At 60.5% G+C, this 16,185-nt stretch carries 15 protein-coding genes; 8 read left to right on the top strand and 7 right to left on the bottom strand.

What is annotated here, in order from left to right; all coding sequences use genetic code 11:
- Positions 1–10 precede the first annotated feature (10 nt).
- The 3 genes from ACA067_RS28105 (at position 11) to ACA067_RS28095 (ending at position 4,062) form a co-directional block, all read left to right on the top strand.
- Positions 11–1,378, top strand: a complete 1,368-nt coding sequence (locus ACA067_RS28105; protein WP_497459458.1) for an MFS transporter — start codon at positions 11–13, stop codon at positions 1,376–1,378.
- 11 nt (positions 1,379–1,389) lie between these two features.
- Complete coding sequence (gene garD / locus ACA067_RS28100) at positions 1,390–2,943, top strand: galactarate dehydratase (protein ID WP_497459457.1); 1,554 nt, start codon at positions 1,390–1,392, stop codon at positions 2,941–2,943.
- Positions 2,944–3,120: 177 nt separating this feature from the next.
- Positions 3,121–4,062: an AEC family transporter gene (locus ACA067_RS28095; RefSeq protein ID WP_497459456.1), complete on the top strand. Its 942-nt coding sequence runs from the start codon at positions 3,121–3,123 to the stop codon at positions 4,060–4,062.
- Here ACA067_RS28095 and ACA067_RS28090 read toward each other — a convergent pair.
- The 7 genes from ACA067_RS28090 to gatC all read right to left on the bottom strand — a co-directional run bounded on the left by ACA067_RS28090 (position 4,059) and on the right by gatC (position 10,994).
- On the bottom strand, positions 4,059–5,537 hold the full coding sequence (locus ACA067_RS28090) for a PhoPQ-activated pathogenicity-related family protein (protein WP_497459455.1): 1,479 nt from the start codon (positions 5,535–5,537) through the stop codon (positions 4,059–4,061). The genes ACA067_RS28095 and ACA067_RS28090 overlap by 4 nt on opposite strands.
- 236 nt (positions 5,538–5,773) lie before the next feature.
- The gene (locus ACA067_RS28085; RefSeq protein ID WP_497459454.1) at positions 5,774–6,154 is read right to left on the bottom strand and encodes a carboxymuconolactone decarboxylase family protein; all 381 of its coding nucleotides are present in this window, start codon (positions 6,152–6,154) and stop codon (positions 5,774–5,776) included.
- Complete coding sequence (locus ACA067_RS28080; protein ID WP_497459453.1) at positions 6,151–7,212, bottom strand: calcium/sodium antiporter; 1,062 nt, start codon at positions 7,210–7,212, stop codon at positions 6,151–6,153. Before ACA067_RS28080 ends, ACA067_RS28085 begins: the two co-directional genes overlap by 4 nt.
- 50 nt (positions 7,213–7,262) lie before the next feature.
- Complete coding sequence (locus ACA067_RS28075) at positions 7,263–7,634, bottom strand: septal ring lytic transglycosylase RlpA family protein (RefSeq protein WP_497459452.1); 372 nt, start codon at positions 7,632–7,634, stop codon at positions 7,263–7,265.
- A 148-nt stretch (positions 7,635–7,782) separates the two neighbouring features.
- Positions 7,783–9,228 carry an Asp-tRNA(Asn)/Glu-tRNA(Gln) amidotransferase subunit GatB gene (gene gatB, locus ACA067_RS28070; RefSeq protein ID WP_497459451.1) on the bottom strand — a complete coding sequence of 482 codons (1,446 nt, stop codon included), beginning with the start codon at positions 9,226–9,228 and terminating at the stop codon, positions 7,783–7,785.
- 10 nt (positions 9,229–9,238) lie between these two features.
- Positions 9,239–10,690 carry an Asp-tRNA(Asn)/Glu-tRNA(Gln) amidotransferase subunit GatA gene (gene gatA / locus ACA067_RS28065; protein WP_253553279.1) on the bottom strand — a complete coding sequence of 484 codons (1,452 nt, stop codon included), beginning with the start codon at positions 10,688–10,690 and terminating at the stop codon, positions 9,239–9,241.
- Between the two features lie 16 nt (positions 10,691–10,706).
- Complete coding sequence (gene gatC, locus ACA067_RS28060; protein ID WP_045061473.1) at positions 10,707–10,994, bottom strand: Asp-tRNA(Asn)/Glu-tRNA(Gln) amidotransferase subunit GatC; 288 nt, start codon at positions 10,992–10,994, stop codon at positions 10,707–10,709.
- 210 nt (positions 10,995–11,204) lie between these two features.
- Between gatC and mreB the strand changes: the two genes are divergently transcribed.
- The 5 genes from mreB (at position 11,205) to rng (ending at position 16,155) form a co-directional block, all read left to right on the top strand.
- Positions 11,205–12,242, top strand: coding sequence for a rod shape-determining protein MreB (gene mreB, locus ACA067_RS28055; RefSeq protein WP_002555108.1), 1,038 nt, complete (start codon positions 11,205–11,207; stop codon positions 12,240–12,242).
- 137 nt (positions 12,243–12,379) lie between these two features.
- The gene (mreC, locus tag ACA067_RS28050; protein WP_497462857.1) at positions 12,380–13,510 is read left to right on the top strand and encodes a rod shape-determining protein MreC; all 1,131 of its coding nucleotides are present in this window, start codon (positions 12,380–12,382) and stop codon (positions 13,508–13,510) included.
- The gene (gene mreD / locus ACA067_RS28045; RefSeq protein ID WP_497459450.1) at positions 13,510–14,001 is read left to right on the top strand and encodes a rod shape-determining protein MreD; all 492 of its coding nucleotides are present in this window, start codon (positions 13,510–13,512) and stop codon (positions 13,999–14,001) included. Before mreC ends, mreD begins: the two co-directional genes overlap by 1 nt.
- Before the next feature lie 42 nt (positions 14,002–14,043).
- Entirely contained in the window at positions 14,044–14,640 is a 597-nt protein-coding gene (locus tag ACA067_RS28040; protein WP_497459449.1) for a Maf family protein, read from the top strand.
- Between the two features lie 57 nt (positions 14,641–14,697).
- Positions 14,698–16,155: a ribonuclease G gene (rng, locus tag ACA067_RS28035; protein WP_497459448.1), complete on the top strand. Its 1,458-nt coding sequence runs from the start codon at positions 14,698–14,700 to the stop codon at positions 16,153–16,155.
- Positions 16,156–16,185: the final 30 nt, after the last annotated feature.

Below are 16,185 nucleotides of genomic sequence, written 5' to 3'. Positions count from 1 at the left end.
GTACATTTACATGCAAGCGACCAAGCCGACCCACGTCCGCTATTTGATTTTGCTCATGCTTTTCCTGGTGACCACCATCAACTACGCCGACCGGGCCACTATCGCCATCGCGGGCTCCAGCCTGCAAAAAGACCTCGGCATCGACGCGGTCACTCTCGGTTATATCTTCTCCGCATTCGGTTGGGCCTACGTGGCCGGGCAAATTCCCGGTGGCTGGTTGCTGGACCGTTTCGGCTCGAAAAAAATCTACGCGCTCAGCATTTTCACCTGGTCGCTGTTCACCGTGCTGCAGGGCTATGTCGGCGAATTCGGTATGTCTACCGCGGTGGTTGCGCTGTTCATGCTGCGCTTCCTGGTGGGTCTGGCCGAAGCGCCATCCTTCCCCGGTAACGCGCGCATCGTCGCGGCCTGGTTCCCGACGGCGGAACGCGGTACGGCGTCGGCGATCTTCAACTCGGCGCAGTATTTTGCCACCGTGTTGTTTGCACCGCTGATGGGCTGGATCGTCTACAGTTTTGGCTGGCAGCACGTGTTCATCGTCATGGGTGTGATCGGCATCATCTTCTCGGGGATCTGGCTGAAAGTTATCTACAGCCCACGCCAGCACCCAATGATCAATGAAGCCGAGTTCAAGCACATCGCCGACAACGGCGGCATGGTCGACATGGACCAGGACAAAGGCAAAGGCAAAAAAACCGACGGACCGAAGTGGGACTACATCCGCCAGTTGCTGACCAACCGCATGATGCTCGGCGTGTATCTGGGCCAATATTGCATCAACGGCATCACCTACTTCTTCCTGACCTGGTTCCCGGTGTATCTGGTGCAAGAACGCGGCATGACCATCCTCAAGGCCGGTTTCATCGCCTCGTTGCCGGCGATCTGCGGCTTTATCGGTGGCGTGCTCGGCGGGGTGATTTCCGATTACCTGCTGCGCAAGGGCCACTCGCTGACCTTCGCCCGCAAGGCGCCGATCATTGCCGGCTTGCTGGTGTCCAGCAGCATCGTGGCCTGCAATTACGTGGATGTGGAATGGATGGTCGTCGGCTTCATGGCCCTGGCGTTCTTCGGCAAAGGCGTGGGTGCGCTGGGTTGGGCCGTGGTGTCCGATACCTCGCCGAAGCAGATCGCCGGTCTGAGCGGTGGCCTGTTCAACACCTTCGGTAATATCGCGTCGATCACCACCCCGATCGTCATCGGTTACATCATCAGCTCCACCGGTTCGTTCAAATGGGCACTGGTGTTTGTCGGTTGCAACGCCCTGGTCGCGGTGTTCAGCTACCTGGTAATCGTCGGTCCGATCAAGCGTGTGGTACTCAAGGAACCGCCAGTCAGCGGTCCTGAAACCAATAACAAATTGTCCCAAGCGCATTCCTGAGGAGCGGCGTCATGCAGTTGATTGAACATTCCGACTCGCCGCGCTACATCCGCCTGCACGAGCGGGACAACGTGGTCATCGTGGTCAACGATCAGGGGGTACCGGCCGGCACCGAGTTTCCGGACGGCCTGGTCACCCTGGACTTCGTGCCGCAGAGCCACAAGGTCACCCTGGAAGATATTCCCGAGGGCGGCCAGGTGATTCGCTACGGCCAGACCATTGGCTACGCGTTACAACCGATTCCACGCGGCAGCTGGGTCAAGGAAGATCAACTGCGCATGCCGACCGCGCCACCGCTGGACAGCTTGCCGCTGTCCACCGAGGTGCCGGCGGCACAGGCGCCGCTGGAAGGCTTTACGTTCGAGGGGTATCGCAATGCCGACGGTACCGTCGGCACGCGCAACATTCTTGGGATTACCACGACTGTTCAATGCGTCACCGGGGTGCTGGACCATGCGGTCAAGCGCATCAAGGACGAGTTACTGCCCAAGTACCCGAACGTCGATGACGTGGTGGCGCTGACCCACAGCTACGGTTGCGGTGTGGCGATCACCGCCACCGACGCGTACATCCCGATTCGTACCGTGCGCAACCTGGCGCGCAACCCGAACCTGGGTGGCGAAGCGCTGGTGATCAGTCTGGGTTGCGAGAAATTGCAGGCCGGGCAGGTGATGCACGAGAACGACAGCTCAGTGGATTTGAGCGAGCCATGGCTGTATCGCTTGCAGGATTCCAGTCTTGGTTTCACCGAGATGATCGAGCAGATCATGGAGATGGCCGAGGCCCGTTTGAAGAAGCTCGATCAACGTCGCCGGGAAACCGTACCGGCGTCCGAGCTGATCCTTGGCATGCAATGCGGCGGCAGCGATGCATTTTCCGGAATCACCGCCAACCCGGCGCTGGGCTATGCCTCGGACCTGTTGCTGCGGGCTGGTGCGACGGTAATGTTTTCCGAAGTCACCGAAGTACGCGACGCCATTTATCTGCTGACGTCCCGCGCAGAAACCGAGGAAGTGGCTCAGGAACTGGTGCGGGAAATGGATTGGTACGACCGTTACCTGGCCAAGGGTGAAGCGGATCGCAGTGCCAACACTACGCCGGGCAACAAGAAGGGCGGGTTGTCGAACATTGTCGAGAAGTCATTGGGCTCGATCGTCAAATCCGGCAGCAGCGCGATCAATGGGGTGCTTGGCCCTGGCGAGCGCTTCAAGCGCAAAGGGCTGATTTTCTGTGCGACGCCGGCCAGTGATTTTGTCTGCGGGACGTTGCAACTGGCAGCGGGGATGAACTTGCATGTGTTCACTACCGGTCGCGGCACGCCCTATGGTTTGGCGATGGCGCCGGTGGTGAAGGTATCGACCCGGACCGAACTGGCGCAGCGCTGGCCGGACCTGATCGACATCGATGCCGGACGGATTGCGACCGGGCGGGCTTCGATCGAGGACCTTGGGTGGGAGTTGTTCCACTACTACCTGGATGTGGCCAGCGGCAAGAAGCAGACGTGGGCGGAGCGACATAAGCTGCATAACGACATCACCTTGTTCAACCCGGCGCCTATCACCTGAGACCGCGTAATGATCGTTCCCACGCTCCGCGTGGGAATGCAGCCCGGGACGCTCTGCGTCCCAAAGCGTGACGCTCTGCGTCACAAGAGGCATTCCCACGCGGAGCATGGGAACGATCGGGGTGAAAGTGGCTTATCATTAGCCCCCTAACGACGCCCACCCAAGGTGACCCCCGGCATGCTGGCTATCTTCCTCGAAACCCTGAATATCACCGCACCGGTGTTTGCCATGCTGTTTCTGGGAGTGCTGCTCAAGCGCATCGACTGGATCAACGACAACTTCATTCACACAGCGTCGGCCCTGGTGTTCAACGTCACCATGCCGGCGTTGCTGTTCCTGGGCATCCTGCATGCCGACCTGCACGCCGCGTTGCAACCGGCGCTGCTGATCTATTTCTCTATCGCCACGCTGGTCTGTTTCGCCATTGCCTGGGGCTGGGCGATCTGGAAATGCCCGCGGGAAGACCGGGGCATCTACACCCAAGGCGCGTTTCGCGGCAATAACGGTGTCATCGGCCTGGCGCTGGCAGCGAGCATGTACGGCGACTACGGTATCTCCCTCGGGGCGATTCTCGCGGCACTGGTGATCCTGTTCTACAACACGCTCTCGACCATCGTGCTGGCGGTCTACAGCCCGGTGATCAAGTCCGATCCGTGGAGCATCTTTAAAAGCGTGATGATCAATCCGCTGATCATCAGCGTGTTTGCAGCAGCACCGTTCGCCTACTTCAAGATCGGTTTGCCGGGCTGGCTGGAGACGTCCGCTCAGTACCTGGCGCAAACCACGTTGCCCTTGGCGCTGATCTGCATCGGCGGCACGCTGTCGCTGGCGGCGATGCGCAAAAGCGGCTCGATGGCGCTGAGTTCAAGCCTGGTGAAGATGCTTGGCCTGCCGATCCTGGCGACGCTGGGTGCCTGGCTCTGGGGTTTTCGCGGAGCGGAACTGGGGATTCTGTTTCTGTACTTCGGCAGCCCGACCGCCGCGGCCAGTTTTGTCATGGCCCGTCAGGCCAATGGCAATCATGAGCTGGCGGCCGCGATCATCGTGATCACCACATTGATGGCCGCGGTCACCACCAACGTCGGGATCTTTCTGTTGCAGTGGGGCGGGTGGATCTAGTCATCGCTGAGCGTCTTGCAGCCAGGCTCGATGACCGGAGGTGCCGCGTTCGGATAGATGTTGGGGGTCACCTGCACCGGCGTGGTGGCGACGAAGCCGTCGGCAAAGGTGGCTTCGATAAAGGTGGCCTTCCAGCCGTTATCCGGCGTATCGATCAGCACCTGAGCGTCGAGCGGGGCTGAGGGGATGACGTCGCTGGATTCGTAGCGAACCCCGCAGGGGTATCGAAAGTCCCGGGCCAGCGGGTTGATTGCAGTCCATTGCGTCACCCGCACCGGAGCCTCGGAAAACTCCAGCCCCAAGGTTTCCCGGGATCCCAGCAGAACCGAGCGAGTTGTGATGACGGGCAAGGCACGGTCTTGCTGCCAGCGGTTGATCACTGGAACGAGCGAGTTTTCGACGAATTGCCTGATGCCATAATGGCTGGCGTTGGGCGCGACTCGCAAGACTTTCGGACCGGGTAGCGGGTCGAAAAAGAAGTCCGCATTGTCCGGCAGGAAGAAGTCGTCGCTGCTGGCGTTGACGATGTATTTGGGAATCGACAGGCGTGGCGCATAGGCCGAGTTCAGGTAGCTCAGCGGGTCTTCGATTTGTAGCAGCCGGGCAAAATTTTCAGTCTTGATCTGCCGGGTGATGCCTTCATGGTGATAGTCAAAAAACGCCAGGGGCCAGTTTCGACCATAGGCTTGCCAGGTATGGTCGAGGACCTTGTCCATGCCCAGGATGTCGATGGCGAACGGCACAATCGCATGCACCCGTTCATCGGCAATGGCTGCCAGCCAGGCGGTCCAGCCGCGTTTCGAGGCGCCGCTGGCGATGAACTGGTTGATCCCCCAAGGTCGCAATTCCTGCTGTGCCAGGTCCATGGCCTTGACCAGCGACACCACCATTGGCAGGCGCAGTGACATGAACGGACGTCGCTGTGGATCATCGAGAAACAGCTTCCAGCTGTGGGCGACGCTGGCGTCCTCCGTGCGTGGAACGCCATCATCGGCATAGGTCAGGTACTGATTGGGGATATTGCTGACAGAGATCACGATGGTGCGGGTTTGGCGGGCTACTTCGAGTGCCATCGCTTGCGTGAAATCCGTGGGGCCGCTTGGCTCCTTGCCCCCGCCCGGGGTCAAGGTGCCGTTATTGGCTACCAGCAAGGCCCGGCCATGCAGCGCGTTGTCCGGGATATAAATGTCGACGTCATGTTGCCAGCGTTCAGGGCTGACCAGGCCTTCTGGTGACCACTGCCCGGACACCAGCTCAAAGCTGCGTTTTTCCACGCCTGGAAATGCTTGCGTGCCTGTGGCGGTGTAGGCCAATGGCTTGGCGGATTCGGCTTTTTTGTAGCAGGCGAGGACTTCACTGAAATCCCGATGGCTGGCGTCGAAACATGCCTGGGCCGAGGCCTGTGCCGTACTACCGATGAGCAGGCTCAATAGCAGCAGGCTCGAAAGGTTCATCGCAACCCTGGATCGCATCATGAGAACTTCCTTGTCATGAAGCGATGGTGCGGTGAGCGAGCGCAGTCCCCTCAACGACCATCACCTCTTGTGATTGTGTGACGCGCAGTGTGTCGCAAGAGGGCAGTGGTGCAAGGGGCGGCGAGCTGCCATCTATTATCGAAATATGTATATGAGCCGGGGACGGTTGCCGTCAGCGGGCGCTGGCAAGGAGGCAGTCAGCGCGCACATATTGAGTCGGGATTTTTCAGGTAGTGTTATTGCGCCTGCTGATAGCTATCAATCACTTCCTGCGCCGCCCGAAACGCATCGATCGCCGCCGGCACACCGGCATACACCGCGCAATGCAGCAGCGCCTCGCGAATTTCCTCCACGGTGCAACCGTTGTTCAGCGCACCGCGCACATGGCCTTTCAATTCCTGCGGACACTTCAACGCCGTCAGTGCAGCGAGGGTGATCAGGCTGCGGGTTTTCAGTGGCAGGCCTTCGCGGTTCCAGACGCTGCCCCAGGCATGCTCGTTGACGAAGTCCTGCAGGGGCTGGGTGAACTCGGTGGCATTGCCCAGCGCACGGTCGACGAAGGCGTCGCCCATCACTTGGCGGCGGACTTCAACGCCAGGCTTTTGATTATCGGTCATGGCAATTCCCTCTTGTGGTGTTGGCGACGCCAGGCGCGCAGCGACGTGAACAGTAAATACGCCACCAGTGCCGGCAGGACGAAAAACAGCATCAGGTGTTCAAGCTTGCCAGCCAGCGGCATCCCGGTGGTGAATGCCACCACATGCAGGCCGTAAGCCAGGTACAGACCCAGAAACAGCAGGCCTTCAAGCCGGGTCATCCGGTAGCCGGAATAGAACACCGGCAGGCACAGCGCTGCGACGCCGAGCATGACCGGCAAATCGAAATCCAGGGCATTGGGCGACACCGACAGCGGTGATGGCGCGATCAGCGCGGTAAAGCCCAGCACGCCCAGAAGATTGAACAGGTTGCTGCCGATCACGTTGCCCACGGCAATTTCCCTTTCACCGCGCAACGCCGCGATCAACGAGGTGGCCAGTTCCGGCAGAGAGGTGCTGACGGCGACGATGGTCAGGCCGATGATCCGCTCGGAAAGCCCAAGATCAGTGGCGACCGACACGGCGGCACCCAACAGCAAGTGCCCGGCGTACACCAGCATCGCCAGCCCGACGACGATCATCAGCAGACTGCTGAGCCACGGCGCTTGCACCACTTCCTGGGTGGTCGATTGCGGACGGACTGAATGCCGCGACTGGCGCAGCAGCAAGCCCAGGTACAGTACCAGCGCCGCGAGCAGCATCATGCCATCGGCCCGGGTCAGCTCTTCATTCCACGCCAGCACAAACACCAGCAGGCTGGCTCCGATCATCAGCGCAATATCCAGATGCACCAGTTGCCGCGAAACCCGCAGCGGAATAATCAGCGCCGAGAGTCCGAGGGTGACGAGGATGTTGAAAATGCTGCTGCCGATCACGCTGCCGACAGCGATGTCGGCGTTTTGCGCCAGGGTCGCTTGCAGGCTGACCGCCATCTGCGGCGCGCTGCTGCCGAGGGCAACGATGGTCAGGCCGATGATCAACGGGCGAACATGCAGCCGCGCGGCCAGGCGCACGGCGGCGCGCACCATCAGTTCGGCGCCGACGATCAGTAACAACAGGCCGCTGAGCAGTTCGATCACGCTGAGCAGGGGTAAATCGGCAAGTCCGAAGATGGTCGAGGCTCCGTCGGTCAGTCGAGGGCTTGCACGCGAACTCGTGCGGTGCCGCTTCTGAGCATGCCCAGTTGTTCGGCGGCCTCGTGTGAAATATCGATCAAGCGTCCGCGGGTATGTGGCCCGCGATCGTTGATGCGCACCACGCAGGACTTGTCGTTATTCAGGTTCGTGACCTTCACCCGTGTACCAAAGGGTAGCTGGCGGTGGGCGGCGGTCAGGGAATTTTTGTTGAAGCGCTCGCCACTGGCGGTGCGCTTGCCTTGGTGTTTGGCGCCGTAGTAGGAGGCAGTGCCGGTCTTGTCGTAGCCGTGTGGATCGATGATGTCGTTGCTGGTGCAACCGGCCAGCAGAGCGAGCAGGGCGCAGGCACCAAGTAGACGCTTCATTTGGAAGCTCCCAAAAACAAATGTGGGAGCGAGCTTGCTCGCGATGGCGTCCTGACAGTCAACTCAATATTGAATGCCGAACCGCTATCGCGAGCAAGCTCGCTCCCACAGGGAATTGAGCCAGTAGTCAGTGCTGGCTCGATGCTCATCAGCCCTCGAGCTTGCTTTTCAGCAGTTCATTGACTTGTTGCGGGTTGGCCTTGCCTTTGGACGCTTTCATGGCCTGGCCGACGAAGAAGCCGAACATCTTGCCGCGTTTGGCTTCATCTGCCGCGCGGTATTGCTCGACCTGTTCGGCATTGGCCGCGAGCATCTCGTCCAGCACTGCAGAGATGGCGCCGCTGTCGGTCACTTGCTTGAGGCCGCGCTTGTCGATGATCTCGTCCGCGCTGCCTTCGCCGTTGGCCATGGCTTCGAACACCACCTTGGCGATCTTGCCAGAGATAGTGTTGTCCTTGATGCGCAGCAGCATGCCGCCCAGTTGCTCGGCCGAGACCGGCGACTGGTCGATGTCCAGGCCCTGTTTGTTCAACAGGCTGCCCAGCTCGACCATCACCCAGTTGGCCGCCAGCTTGGCGTCGCCGCTGATGCTGGTGACTTTCTCGAAGTAATCGGCTTGCTCGCGGCTGGTGGCCAGGACGCTGGCGTCGTAGACCGACAGACCGAACTGCGCCTGGAAGCGCTCGCGTTTCTGCGGTGGCAATTCCGGGAGGGTGGCGCGCACGTCGTCGAGGAACGAGTTTTCGATGACCACCGGCAGCAGGTCCGGATCGGGGAAGTAACGGTAGTCGTTGGCTTCCTCTTTGCTGCGCATCGGACGGGTTTCGTCCTTGTTCGGATCGTACAGGCGGGTCTGCTGGATCACCTTGCCGCCGTCTTCGATCAGCTCGATCTGACGCTGCACTTCGGTGTTGATCGCCTTCTCGATGAAGCGGAACGAGTTGACGTTCTTGATCTCGCAGCGCGTACCGAACTCAACCTGGCCTTTGGGCCGGATCGACACGTTGCAGTCGCAACGCAGCGAGCCTTCGGCCATGTTGCCGTCGCAAATGCCGAGGTAACGCACCAGCGCGTGGACAGCCTTGACGTAAGCCACGGCTTCCTTGGCGCTGCGCATGTCCGGTTCGGAGACGATTTCCAGCAACGGCGTGCCGGCGCGGTTCAAGTCGATGCCGGTGGCACCGGTGAACTCTTCGTGCAGGCTTTTGCCGGCGTCTTCTTCCAGGTGCGCGCGGGTAATGCCGACGCGTTTGACCGTGCCGTCTTCCAGCGCGATGTCCAGGTGGCCCTTGCCAACGATCGGCAACTCCATCTGGCTGATCTGGTAGCCCTTGGGCAGGTCCGGGTAGAAGTAGTTCTTGCGGGCGAACACGTTGTGCTGGCCGATCTCGGCATCGATCGCCAGGCCGAACATCACCGCCATGCGCACCGCTTCCTGGTTGAGCACCGGCAGTACGCCGGGCATGCCCAGGTCGACCAGGCTGGCCTGGGTGTTCGGCTCGGAACCGAAGGTGGTGGAACTACCGGAAAAGATTTTCGACCGGGTGGTGAGCTGGGTATGAATCTCCAGCCCGATCACGACTTCCCATTGCATGTGTTTCTCCTCAGAAGCCGGTTGGGGTGCGGGTGTGCCAGTCAGTGTTCTGCTGATACTGATGGGCAACGTTCAACAGGCGGCCTTCCTGGAAATACGGGGCGAGCAACTGCACGCCGACCGGCAGGCCATCGACAAAACCTGCAGGCATGGACAAGCCCGGCAGACCGGCGAGGTTAGCGGTGATGGTGTAGACGTCTTCCAGGTACGCAGCGACCGGGTCGCTGTTCTTGGCGCCGAGCTTCCAGGCCGGGTTCGGCGTGGTTGGGCCGAGGATGATGTCGACCTCATTAAAGGCAGCCATGAAATCGTTCTTGATCAGACGACGAATCTTCTGCGCCTTCAAATAGTAAGCGTCGTAGTAACCGGCCGACAGCGCGTAGGCGCCGACCATGATCCGGCGCTGCACTTCCGGGCCGAAACCTTCGCCACGGGAACGCTTGTACAGGTCTTCCAGGTTTTTCGGGTCTTCGCAGCGATAGCCGAAACGCACGCCGTCGAAACGCGACAGGTTGGAAGACGCTTCCGCCGGGGCGATCACGTAGTACGCAGGGATGGCGTGCTGCATGTTCGGCAGGCTGATTTCCTTGACCACGGCGCCGAGCTTTTTCAGCTCTTCAACGCTGGCCATGACCAGGTCAGCGATGCGTGGGTCGAGACCGGCGCTGAAGTATTCCTTCGGCACGCCGATGCGCAGGCCTTGCAGCGAACCGTTGAGGCCGGCGCTGTAATCAGGCACGGGCTCGTCGATGCTGGTGGAGTCCTGCGGGTCGAAACCGGCCATGCCTTGCAGCAGGATCGCGCAGTCTTCGGCGGTGCGGGCCAATGGGCCGCCCTGATCGAGGCTGGACGCGTAAGCGATCATGCCCCAGCGCGAAACGCGACCGTACGTCGGTTTCAGGCCGGTGAGGTTGGTCAGCGCGGCGGGCTGACGAATCGAACCGCCAGTGTCGGTGCCCGTCGCTGCCGGCAACAGACGAGCGGCAACCGCAGCAGCCGAGCCGCCAGACGAGCCGCCCGGAACGTGTTCCAGGTTCCACGGGTTTTTCACCGCGCCGTAGTAGCTCGACTCGTTGGCCGACCCCATGGCGAATTCGTCCATGTTGGTCTTGCCCAGGGTCACGGCCCCGGCAGCCGCCAGTTTGGCAACGACGGTGGCATCGTACGGCGCTTTGAAGTTGTCGAGCATCTTCGAGCCGCAGCTGGTGCGGATGCCCTGGGTGCAGAACAGGTCTTTATGGGCGATCGGCGCGCCGAGCAGGGCACCGCTCTCGCCATTGGCCCGGCGTGCGTCAGCGGCTTTGGCCTGCTGGAGCGCCAGGTCTTCGGTGAGGCTGATGAAGCTGTTGAGCTGCGGATCGAGCTGGGTAATGCGCGCCAGCAGGACCTTGGTCAGCTCTTCGGAGGAAAACTTTTTGTCGGCGAGACCGCGGGCGATCTCGGCCAGAGTCAATTGATGCATTGCAGGCTCTTTCCCTTTAGTCGATGACTTTCGGAACCAGGTACAGGCCGTTTTCGACCGCTGGTGCGATGGACTGGTAGGCCTCGCGATGATCGGTCTCGGTCACGACGTCTGCACGCAGGCGCTGGCTGGCTTCCAGTGGATGGGCGAGCGGCTCGATACCGTCGGTATTGACCGCCTGCATTTCGTCGACCAGCCCGAGAATGCTGTTCAGGGCCGAAGTGATGTGTGGAAGATCGGCATCATTGAGGCCAAGGCAGGCCAGATGAGCGATTTTTTCCACGTCGGAGCGTTCAAGCGCCATGGGAATCTCCAGTGGAAAACAGAACGGAGGTCGTCCGTGTGTTAGATTGTCGGAACACTACCGCATTTCTACGGTCATAAGGCCGCGATTGTGGGGGTTGGTGCACAGAAAAGCGGCCAATTTAACATATTGGCGCCTTGCCCAAAATCCCTGTCGTTGTTAGAGTTTGCCGCACTTTTTTACCCACGCGTTGCCTAGGGTCCTTTCCCCATGTTCAAGAAACTGCGTGGCATGTTTTCCAGCGATCTCTCTATTGACCTGGGCACTGCCAACACCCTTATTTACGTGCGCGAGCGCGGAATCGTTCTGAATGAGCCATCGGTTGTGGCCATTCGGACACACGGTAACCAGAAAAGTGTCGTTGCCGTCGGCACCGAAGCCAAGCGCATGCTCGGCCGTACGCCAGGCAACATTGCTGCCATTCGTCCGATGAAAGACGGCGTGATCGCTGACTTCAGTGTCTGCGAAAAGATGTTGCAATACTTTATCAACAAAGTTCACGAAAACAGTTTTTTGCAGCCCAGCCCTCGTGTGCTGATCTGCGTCCCGTGCAAATCCACCCAGGTTGAGCGTCGTGCCATCCGTGAATCGGCTCTCGGTGCCGGTGCCCGTGAAGTATTCCTGATCGAAGAGCCGATGGCGGCTGCGATCGGTGCCGGTCTGCCGGTTGAAGAAGCTCGCGGCTCGATGGTTGTCGATATCGGTGGCGGTACCACTGAAATCGCACTGATCTCCCTGAACGGTGTGGTTTATGCCGAATCCGTACGGGTTGGCGGCGACCGCTTCGACGAAGCGATCATCACTTACGTGCGTCGCAACTACGGCAGCCTGATCGGCGAGTCCACCGCCGAGCGCATCAAACAGGAAATCGGTACCGCCTACCCGGGCGGCGAAGTTCGCGAAGTCGACGTTCGCGGCCGTAACCTGGCCGAAGGCGTTCCACGCGCATTCACCCTGAACTCCAATGAAGTGCTGGAAGCTCTGCAAGAGTCCCTGGCCACCATCGTTCAGGCAGTGAAAAGTGCGCTGGAGCAATCGCCGCCGGAACTGGCTTCCGATATCGCCGAGCGTGGCCTGGTGCTGACCGGTGGTGGCGCCTTGCTGCGTGACCTCGACAAGTTGCTGGCCCAGGAAACCGGCCTGCCGGTGATCGTTGCCGAAGACCCGCTGACCTGCGTCGCTCGCGGCGGTGGCCGTGCCTTGGAAATGATGGATAAACACACCATGGACCTGCTTTCCAGCGAGTGATATCGCCGGTTGCATCTATGCTGTTGGCGCGCAGGCAGCACTTTGCAGTGCTGCCTGTTGCGTTTATCTTCTGTCAGTCTGCATCCAGGCCGGTCTGCCTATGAATAACGAGAACATTTGCCTGGGAGGAGCGGCTTATTAAACCGCTTTTCACCAAAGGGCCTTCACTGGGCGTGCGCTTGTTGGTGCTGGTCGTGCTATCGGTCGCGCTGATGGTGTTCGATGCCCGCTTCACACTGCTCAAGCCGGTGCGTAGCCAAATGTCGCTGGTGCTGATGCAGTCTTACTGGATCACCGACCTGCCGCAGCGGCTATGGCAAGGTGTGGCCAGCCAGTTTGGCAGCCGTACCGAACTCGTCGCGGAAAACGAAAAACTCAAGACCGAAAACCTGCTGTTGCAGGGCCGCATGCAAAAGCTTGCCGCCTTGACCGAGCAGAACGTGCGGCTGCGCGAGTTGCTCAACTCCTCCGCGCTGGTCAACGAGAAGGTCGAAGTGGCCGAGCTGATCGGCATGGACCCCAACCCCTTCACCCACCGCATCATCATCAACAAGGGTGAGCGCGACGGTGTTGTGCTCGGTCAGCCGGTGCTCGACGCCCGCGGCCTGATGGGCCAGGTGGTCGAATTGATGCCCTACACCTCCCGCGTGCTGCTGCTGACCGACACCACGCACAGCATCCCGGTGCAGGTGAACCGCAATGGCCTGCGGGCGATTGCCAGCGGCACCGGCAACCCGGAACGCCTGGAACTGCGTCACGTTGCAGACACGGCCGACATCAAGGAAGGCGATCTGCTGGTCAGCTCCGGTCTCGGTCAGCGTTTCCCGGCGGGTTACCCGGTGGCCACGGTCAGGGAAGTGATCCACGATTCAGGCCAGCCGTTCGCCATTGTTCGCGCCGTACCGACCGCCGCCTTGAACCGCAGCCGTTATCTGTTGTTGGTATTCAGTGACAGCCGCACAGCCGAAGAACGTGCCAACGATGCCGCCCAGGCCCAGGAAGCGCTGGATCAGCACGGCGGTGGACCGATCATTCCAGCGACCGTGCCCAAGCCTGCAGCCGTCATCCCGGCTGCCGTTGCTGCTCCGGCCGCTCCGGTTGCTCCGGTGACTGCGCCTGCCACCGCGACCGCCCCGGCCAAACCTGTCGCAGCAAAACCTGCCGCCACCAAGCCGCCCGCCAAACCACCGACGGCTCAACCCGCTGCCGTGAGGCCTGCCGCCAAACCGCCTGTCTCCGCGCCGGCTACCACTGGGGGAAGAGAATAATGGTCGGTACTACCGCCTCCCGAAACGGCTGGATGGTCTGGCTGACGTTTGCCATCGGCCTGCTGCTCAGCGTTTCGCCGTTGCCGCAATTCATGGAAATCCTGCGCCCGCTGTGGCTCGCCTTGCTGCTGGCGTTCTGGGCGTTGGCATTGCCGCAGAAAGTCGGCATGGTGACGGCATGGTGCCTGGGCCTGGCCGAAGACGTGCTCTATGGCACGCTGCTGGGCCAGAATGCGTTGATCCTGACGCTTATCACGTATCTGGTGCTGGCGCTGCAACAACGCTTGCGGATGTTCCCGATGTGGCAGCAGAGCCTGGTGATCCTGGTGATCTTCGGCCTCGCACAGCTGGTTCAACTATGGCTCAGCGCCCTGACCGGCAATCGTCAGCCAACGCTGGCGCTGGTCTTGCCGGCACTGGTCAGTGCATTGCTCTGGCCTTGGGTCAGCTACGGTTTGCGCGGTTTGCGTCGACGTTACAGAATCAATTAATTCGGTCAGGCATTGGCCCGTACTGGACAGGGAGATGTCTTGATGAAACAGCTTTATCTCGCCTCTGGCTCGCCGCGTCGGCGTGAACTGCTCACGCAGATCGGCGTGCCGTTCTCCGTCATCAGTGCGGACATCGACGAAACCCCTTTGAGTCTTGAATCGCCATCGGCCTATGTCGAACGCCTCGCGCGTGGCAAGGCGGAAGCCGGGCGCCGGCTGGTTGTGTCCGATACAGACTTCTGTGTGCTGGGTGCCGATACCGCCGTGGTGCTCGGCGGGAAAATTCTCGGCAAACCGGTGGACGAAGCCGACGCGTGCGCCATGCTTATGATGTTGGCAGGCCAGGAACATGAAGTGCTGACCGCCATTGCCGTGCTTGACGGTGAGCGTTGCGAGTCACGGGTTGTGCGCAGTCTGGTGCGTTTTCGCCCCATCGACCGCGAAGAAGCGGCGGCCTACTGGGCCAGCGGCGAACCGCGGGACAAGGCGGGCGGTTATGGCATTCAAGGCCTGGGCGCGGTGTTTGTCGCCCAGCTGAATGGAAGTTACTCGGCGGTGGTCGGATTGCCGCTGTGCGAAACCTTCGAGCTGCTCGGCCATTTCGGCATACCCTGTTGGCAAACCCTTAACGCGCGCTGAGCGTCGTACTGACAAGATGCGGCCATTATCGTGAATATGCCTGAACGAGACCCTGCCATGAGTGAAGAGATCCTGATCAACATCACGCCGATGGAATCGCGCGTGGCGGTGGTTGAAAACGGTGTCCTGCAAGAGGTTCACGTCGAACGCACGCAAAAGCGCGGCATCGTCGGCAACATTTACAAAGGTAAAGTCGTGCGGGTATTGCCCGGCATGCAGGCGGCTTTCGTCGACATCGGCCTGGACCGCGCCGCGTTCATTCACGCTTCGGAAATTTCCCTGCGTGAAGGCCCGACGGTCGAGAGCATCAGTGCGCTGGTCCATGAGGGTCAGAGCCTGGTGGTGCAAGTCACCAAGGACCCGATCGGTTCCAAAGGTGCTCGCCTGACCACTCAGCTGTCGATTCCATCGCGCTACCTGGTGTACATGCCGCGCACTGCCCATGTTGGCATTTCGCTGAAGATCGAAGACGAAGCCGAGCGCGAGCGCCTCAAGCAAGTGGTCACCGATTGCGTGGCCAAGGAAGGCATCAAGGAAGCCGGCGGTTTTATCCTGCGTACCGCCGCCGAAGGGGCCGGCGCCGATGAAATCCTCATGGATATCCGCTACCTGCGCAGGCTCTGGGATCAGATCAACGACCAGATCAAGACCATCAGCGCGCCGAGTGTGATTTACGAAGACCTCGGCCTGGCGCTGCGCACCTTGCGTGACCTGGTCAGCCCGAAGATCGAGAAGATCCGCATCGATTCCCGCGAGACCTTTCAGAAAACCACGCAATTCGTCGCCGAGCTGATGCCGGAAATCGCCGATCGCCTGGAGCATTACCCTGGCGAGCGGCCGATCTTCGACCTGTACGGCGTCGAAGACGAAATCCAGAAAGCCCTCGAGCGTAAAGTCCCGCTCAAGTCCGGCGGCTATCTGGTGGTGGATCCGGCTGAAGCCATGAGTACCATCGACGTCAACACCGGGGCCTTCGTCGGTCATCGCAACCTCGAAGAAACCATCTTCAAGACCAACCTCGAAGCCGCCACCGCTATCGCCCGTCAGCTGCGCCTGCGCAATCTGGGCGGGATCATCATCATCGACTTCATCGACATGGAAGATGAAGAGCATCAGCGCCAAGTGCTGCGCACCCTGGAGAAACAACTGGAGCGCGATCACGCCAAGACCAACATCATCGGCATCACCGAGTTGGGCCTGGTGCAGATGACCCGCAAGCGTACCCGCGAAAGTCTGGAGCAAGTGCTGTGCGAACCCTGCAGCAGTTGCCAGGGCCGCGGCAAGCTGAAGACCCCGGAAACCGTTTGCTACGAAATCTTCCGCGAAATCCTCCGTGAAGCTCGCGCTTATCAGGCGGAAGGGTATCGTGTATTGGCGAACCAGAAAGTCGTCGACCGTTTGCTCGATGAGGAGTCGGGCAATGTGGCCGAGCTGGAAGGTTTTATCGGACGCACCATTCGGTTCCAGGTGGAAACCATGTATTCGCAGGAACAATACGACGTGGTGCTGCTCTGAATCGTCGTGTTTCAACCTCACTAGAACAGC

The sequence above is a fragment of the Pseudomonas sp. LBUM1674 genome (assembly GCF_059695635.1).
The sequence above is the reverse complement of the archived record's forward strand: the minus strand, read 5'-3'. Positions and strand labels throughout refer to the sequence as shown.

What these genes read in the sequence shown, in the direction of transcription:
- gatC (WP_045061473.1), bottom strand. Translation starts at nt 10,994, where the DNA reads ATGGCGCTTGAACGCTCCGACGTGGAAAAAATCGCTCATCTGGCCTGC.
- ACA067_RS28075 (WP_497459452.1), bottom strand. Translation starts at nt 7,634, where the DNA reads ATGAAGCGTCTACTTGGTGCCTGCGCCCTGCTCGCTCTGCTGGCCGGT.
- rng (WP_497459448.1), top strand. Translation starts at nt 14,698, where the DNA reads ATGAGTGAAGAGATCCTGATCAACATCACGCCGATGGAATCGCGCGTG.
- ACA067_RS28040 (WP_497459449.1), top strand. Translation starts at nt 14,044, where the DNA reads ATGAAACAGCTTTATCTCGCCTCTGGCTCGCCGCGTCGGCGTGAACTG.
- mreD (WP_497459450.1), top strand. Translation starts at nt 13,510, where the DNA reads ATGGTCGGTACTACCGCCTCCCGAAACGGCTGGATGGTCTGGCTGACG.
- ACA067_RS28090 (WP_497459455.1), bottom strand. Translation starts at nt 5,537, where the DNA reads ATGATGCGATCCAGGGTTGCGATGAACCTTTCGAGCCTGCTGCTATTG.
- garD (WP_497459457.1), top strand. Translation starts at nt 1,390, where the DNA reads ATGCAGTTGATTGAACATTCCGACTCGCCGCGCTACATCCGCCTGCAC.
- mreB (WP_002555108.1), top strand. Translation starts at nt 11,205, where the DNA reads ATGTTCAAGAAACTGCGTGGCATGTTTTCCAGCGATCTCTCTATTGAC.
- ACA067_RS28095 (WP_497459456.1), top strand. Translation starts at nt 3,121, where the DNA reads ATGCTGGCTATCTTCCTCGAAACCCTGAATATCACCGCACCGGTGTTT.
- gatB (WP_497459451.1), bottom strand. Translation starts at nt 9,228, where the DNA reads ATGCAATGGGAAGTCGTGATCGGGCTGGAGATTCATACCCAGCTCACC.
- gatA (WP_253553279.1), bottom strand. Translation starts at nt 10,690, where the DNA reads ATGCATCAATTGACTCTGGCCGAGATCGCCCGCGGTCTCGCCGACAAA.
- ACA067_RS28085 (WP_497459454.1), bottom strand. Translation starts at nt 6,154, where the DNA reads ATGACCGATAATCAAAAGCCTGGCGTTGAAGTCCGCCGCCAAGTGATG.
- ACA067_RS28105 (WP_497459458.1), top strand. Translation starts at nt 11, where the DNA reads ATGCAAGCGACCAAGCCGACCCACGTCCGCTATTTGATTTTGCTCATG.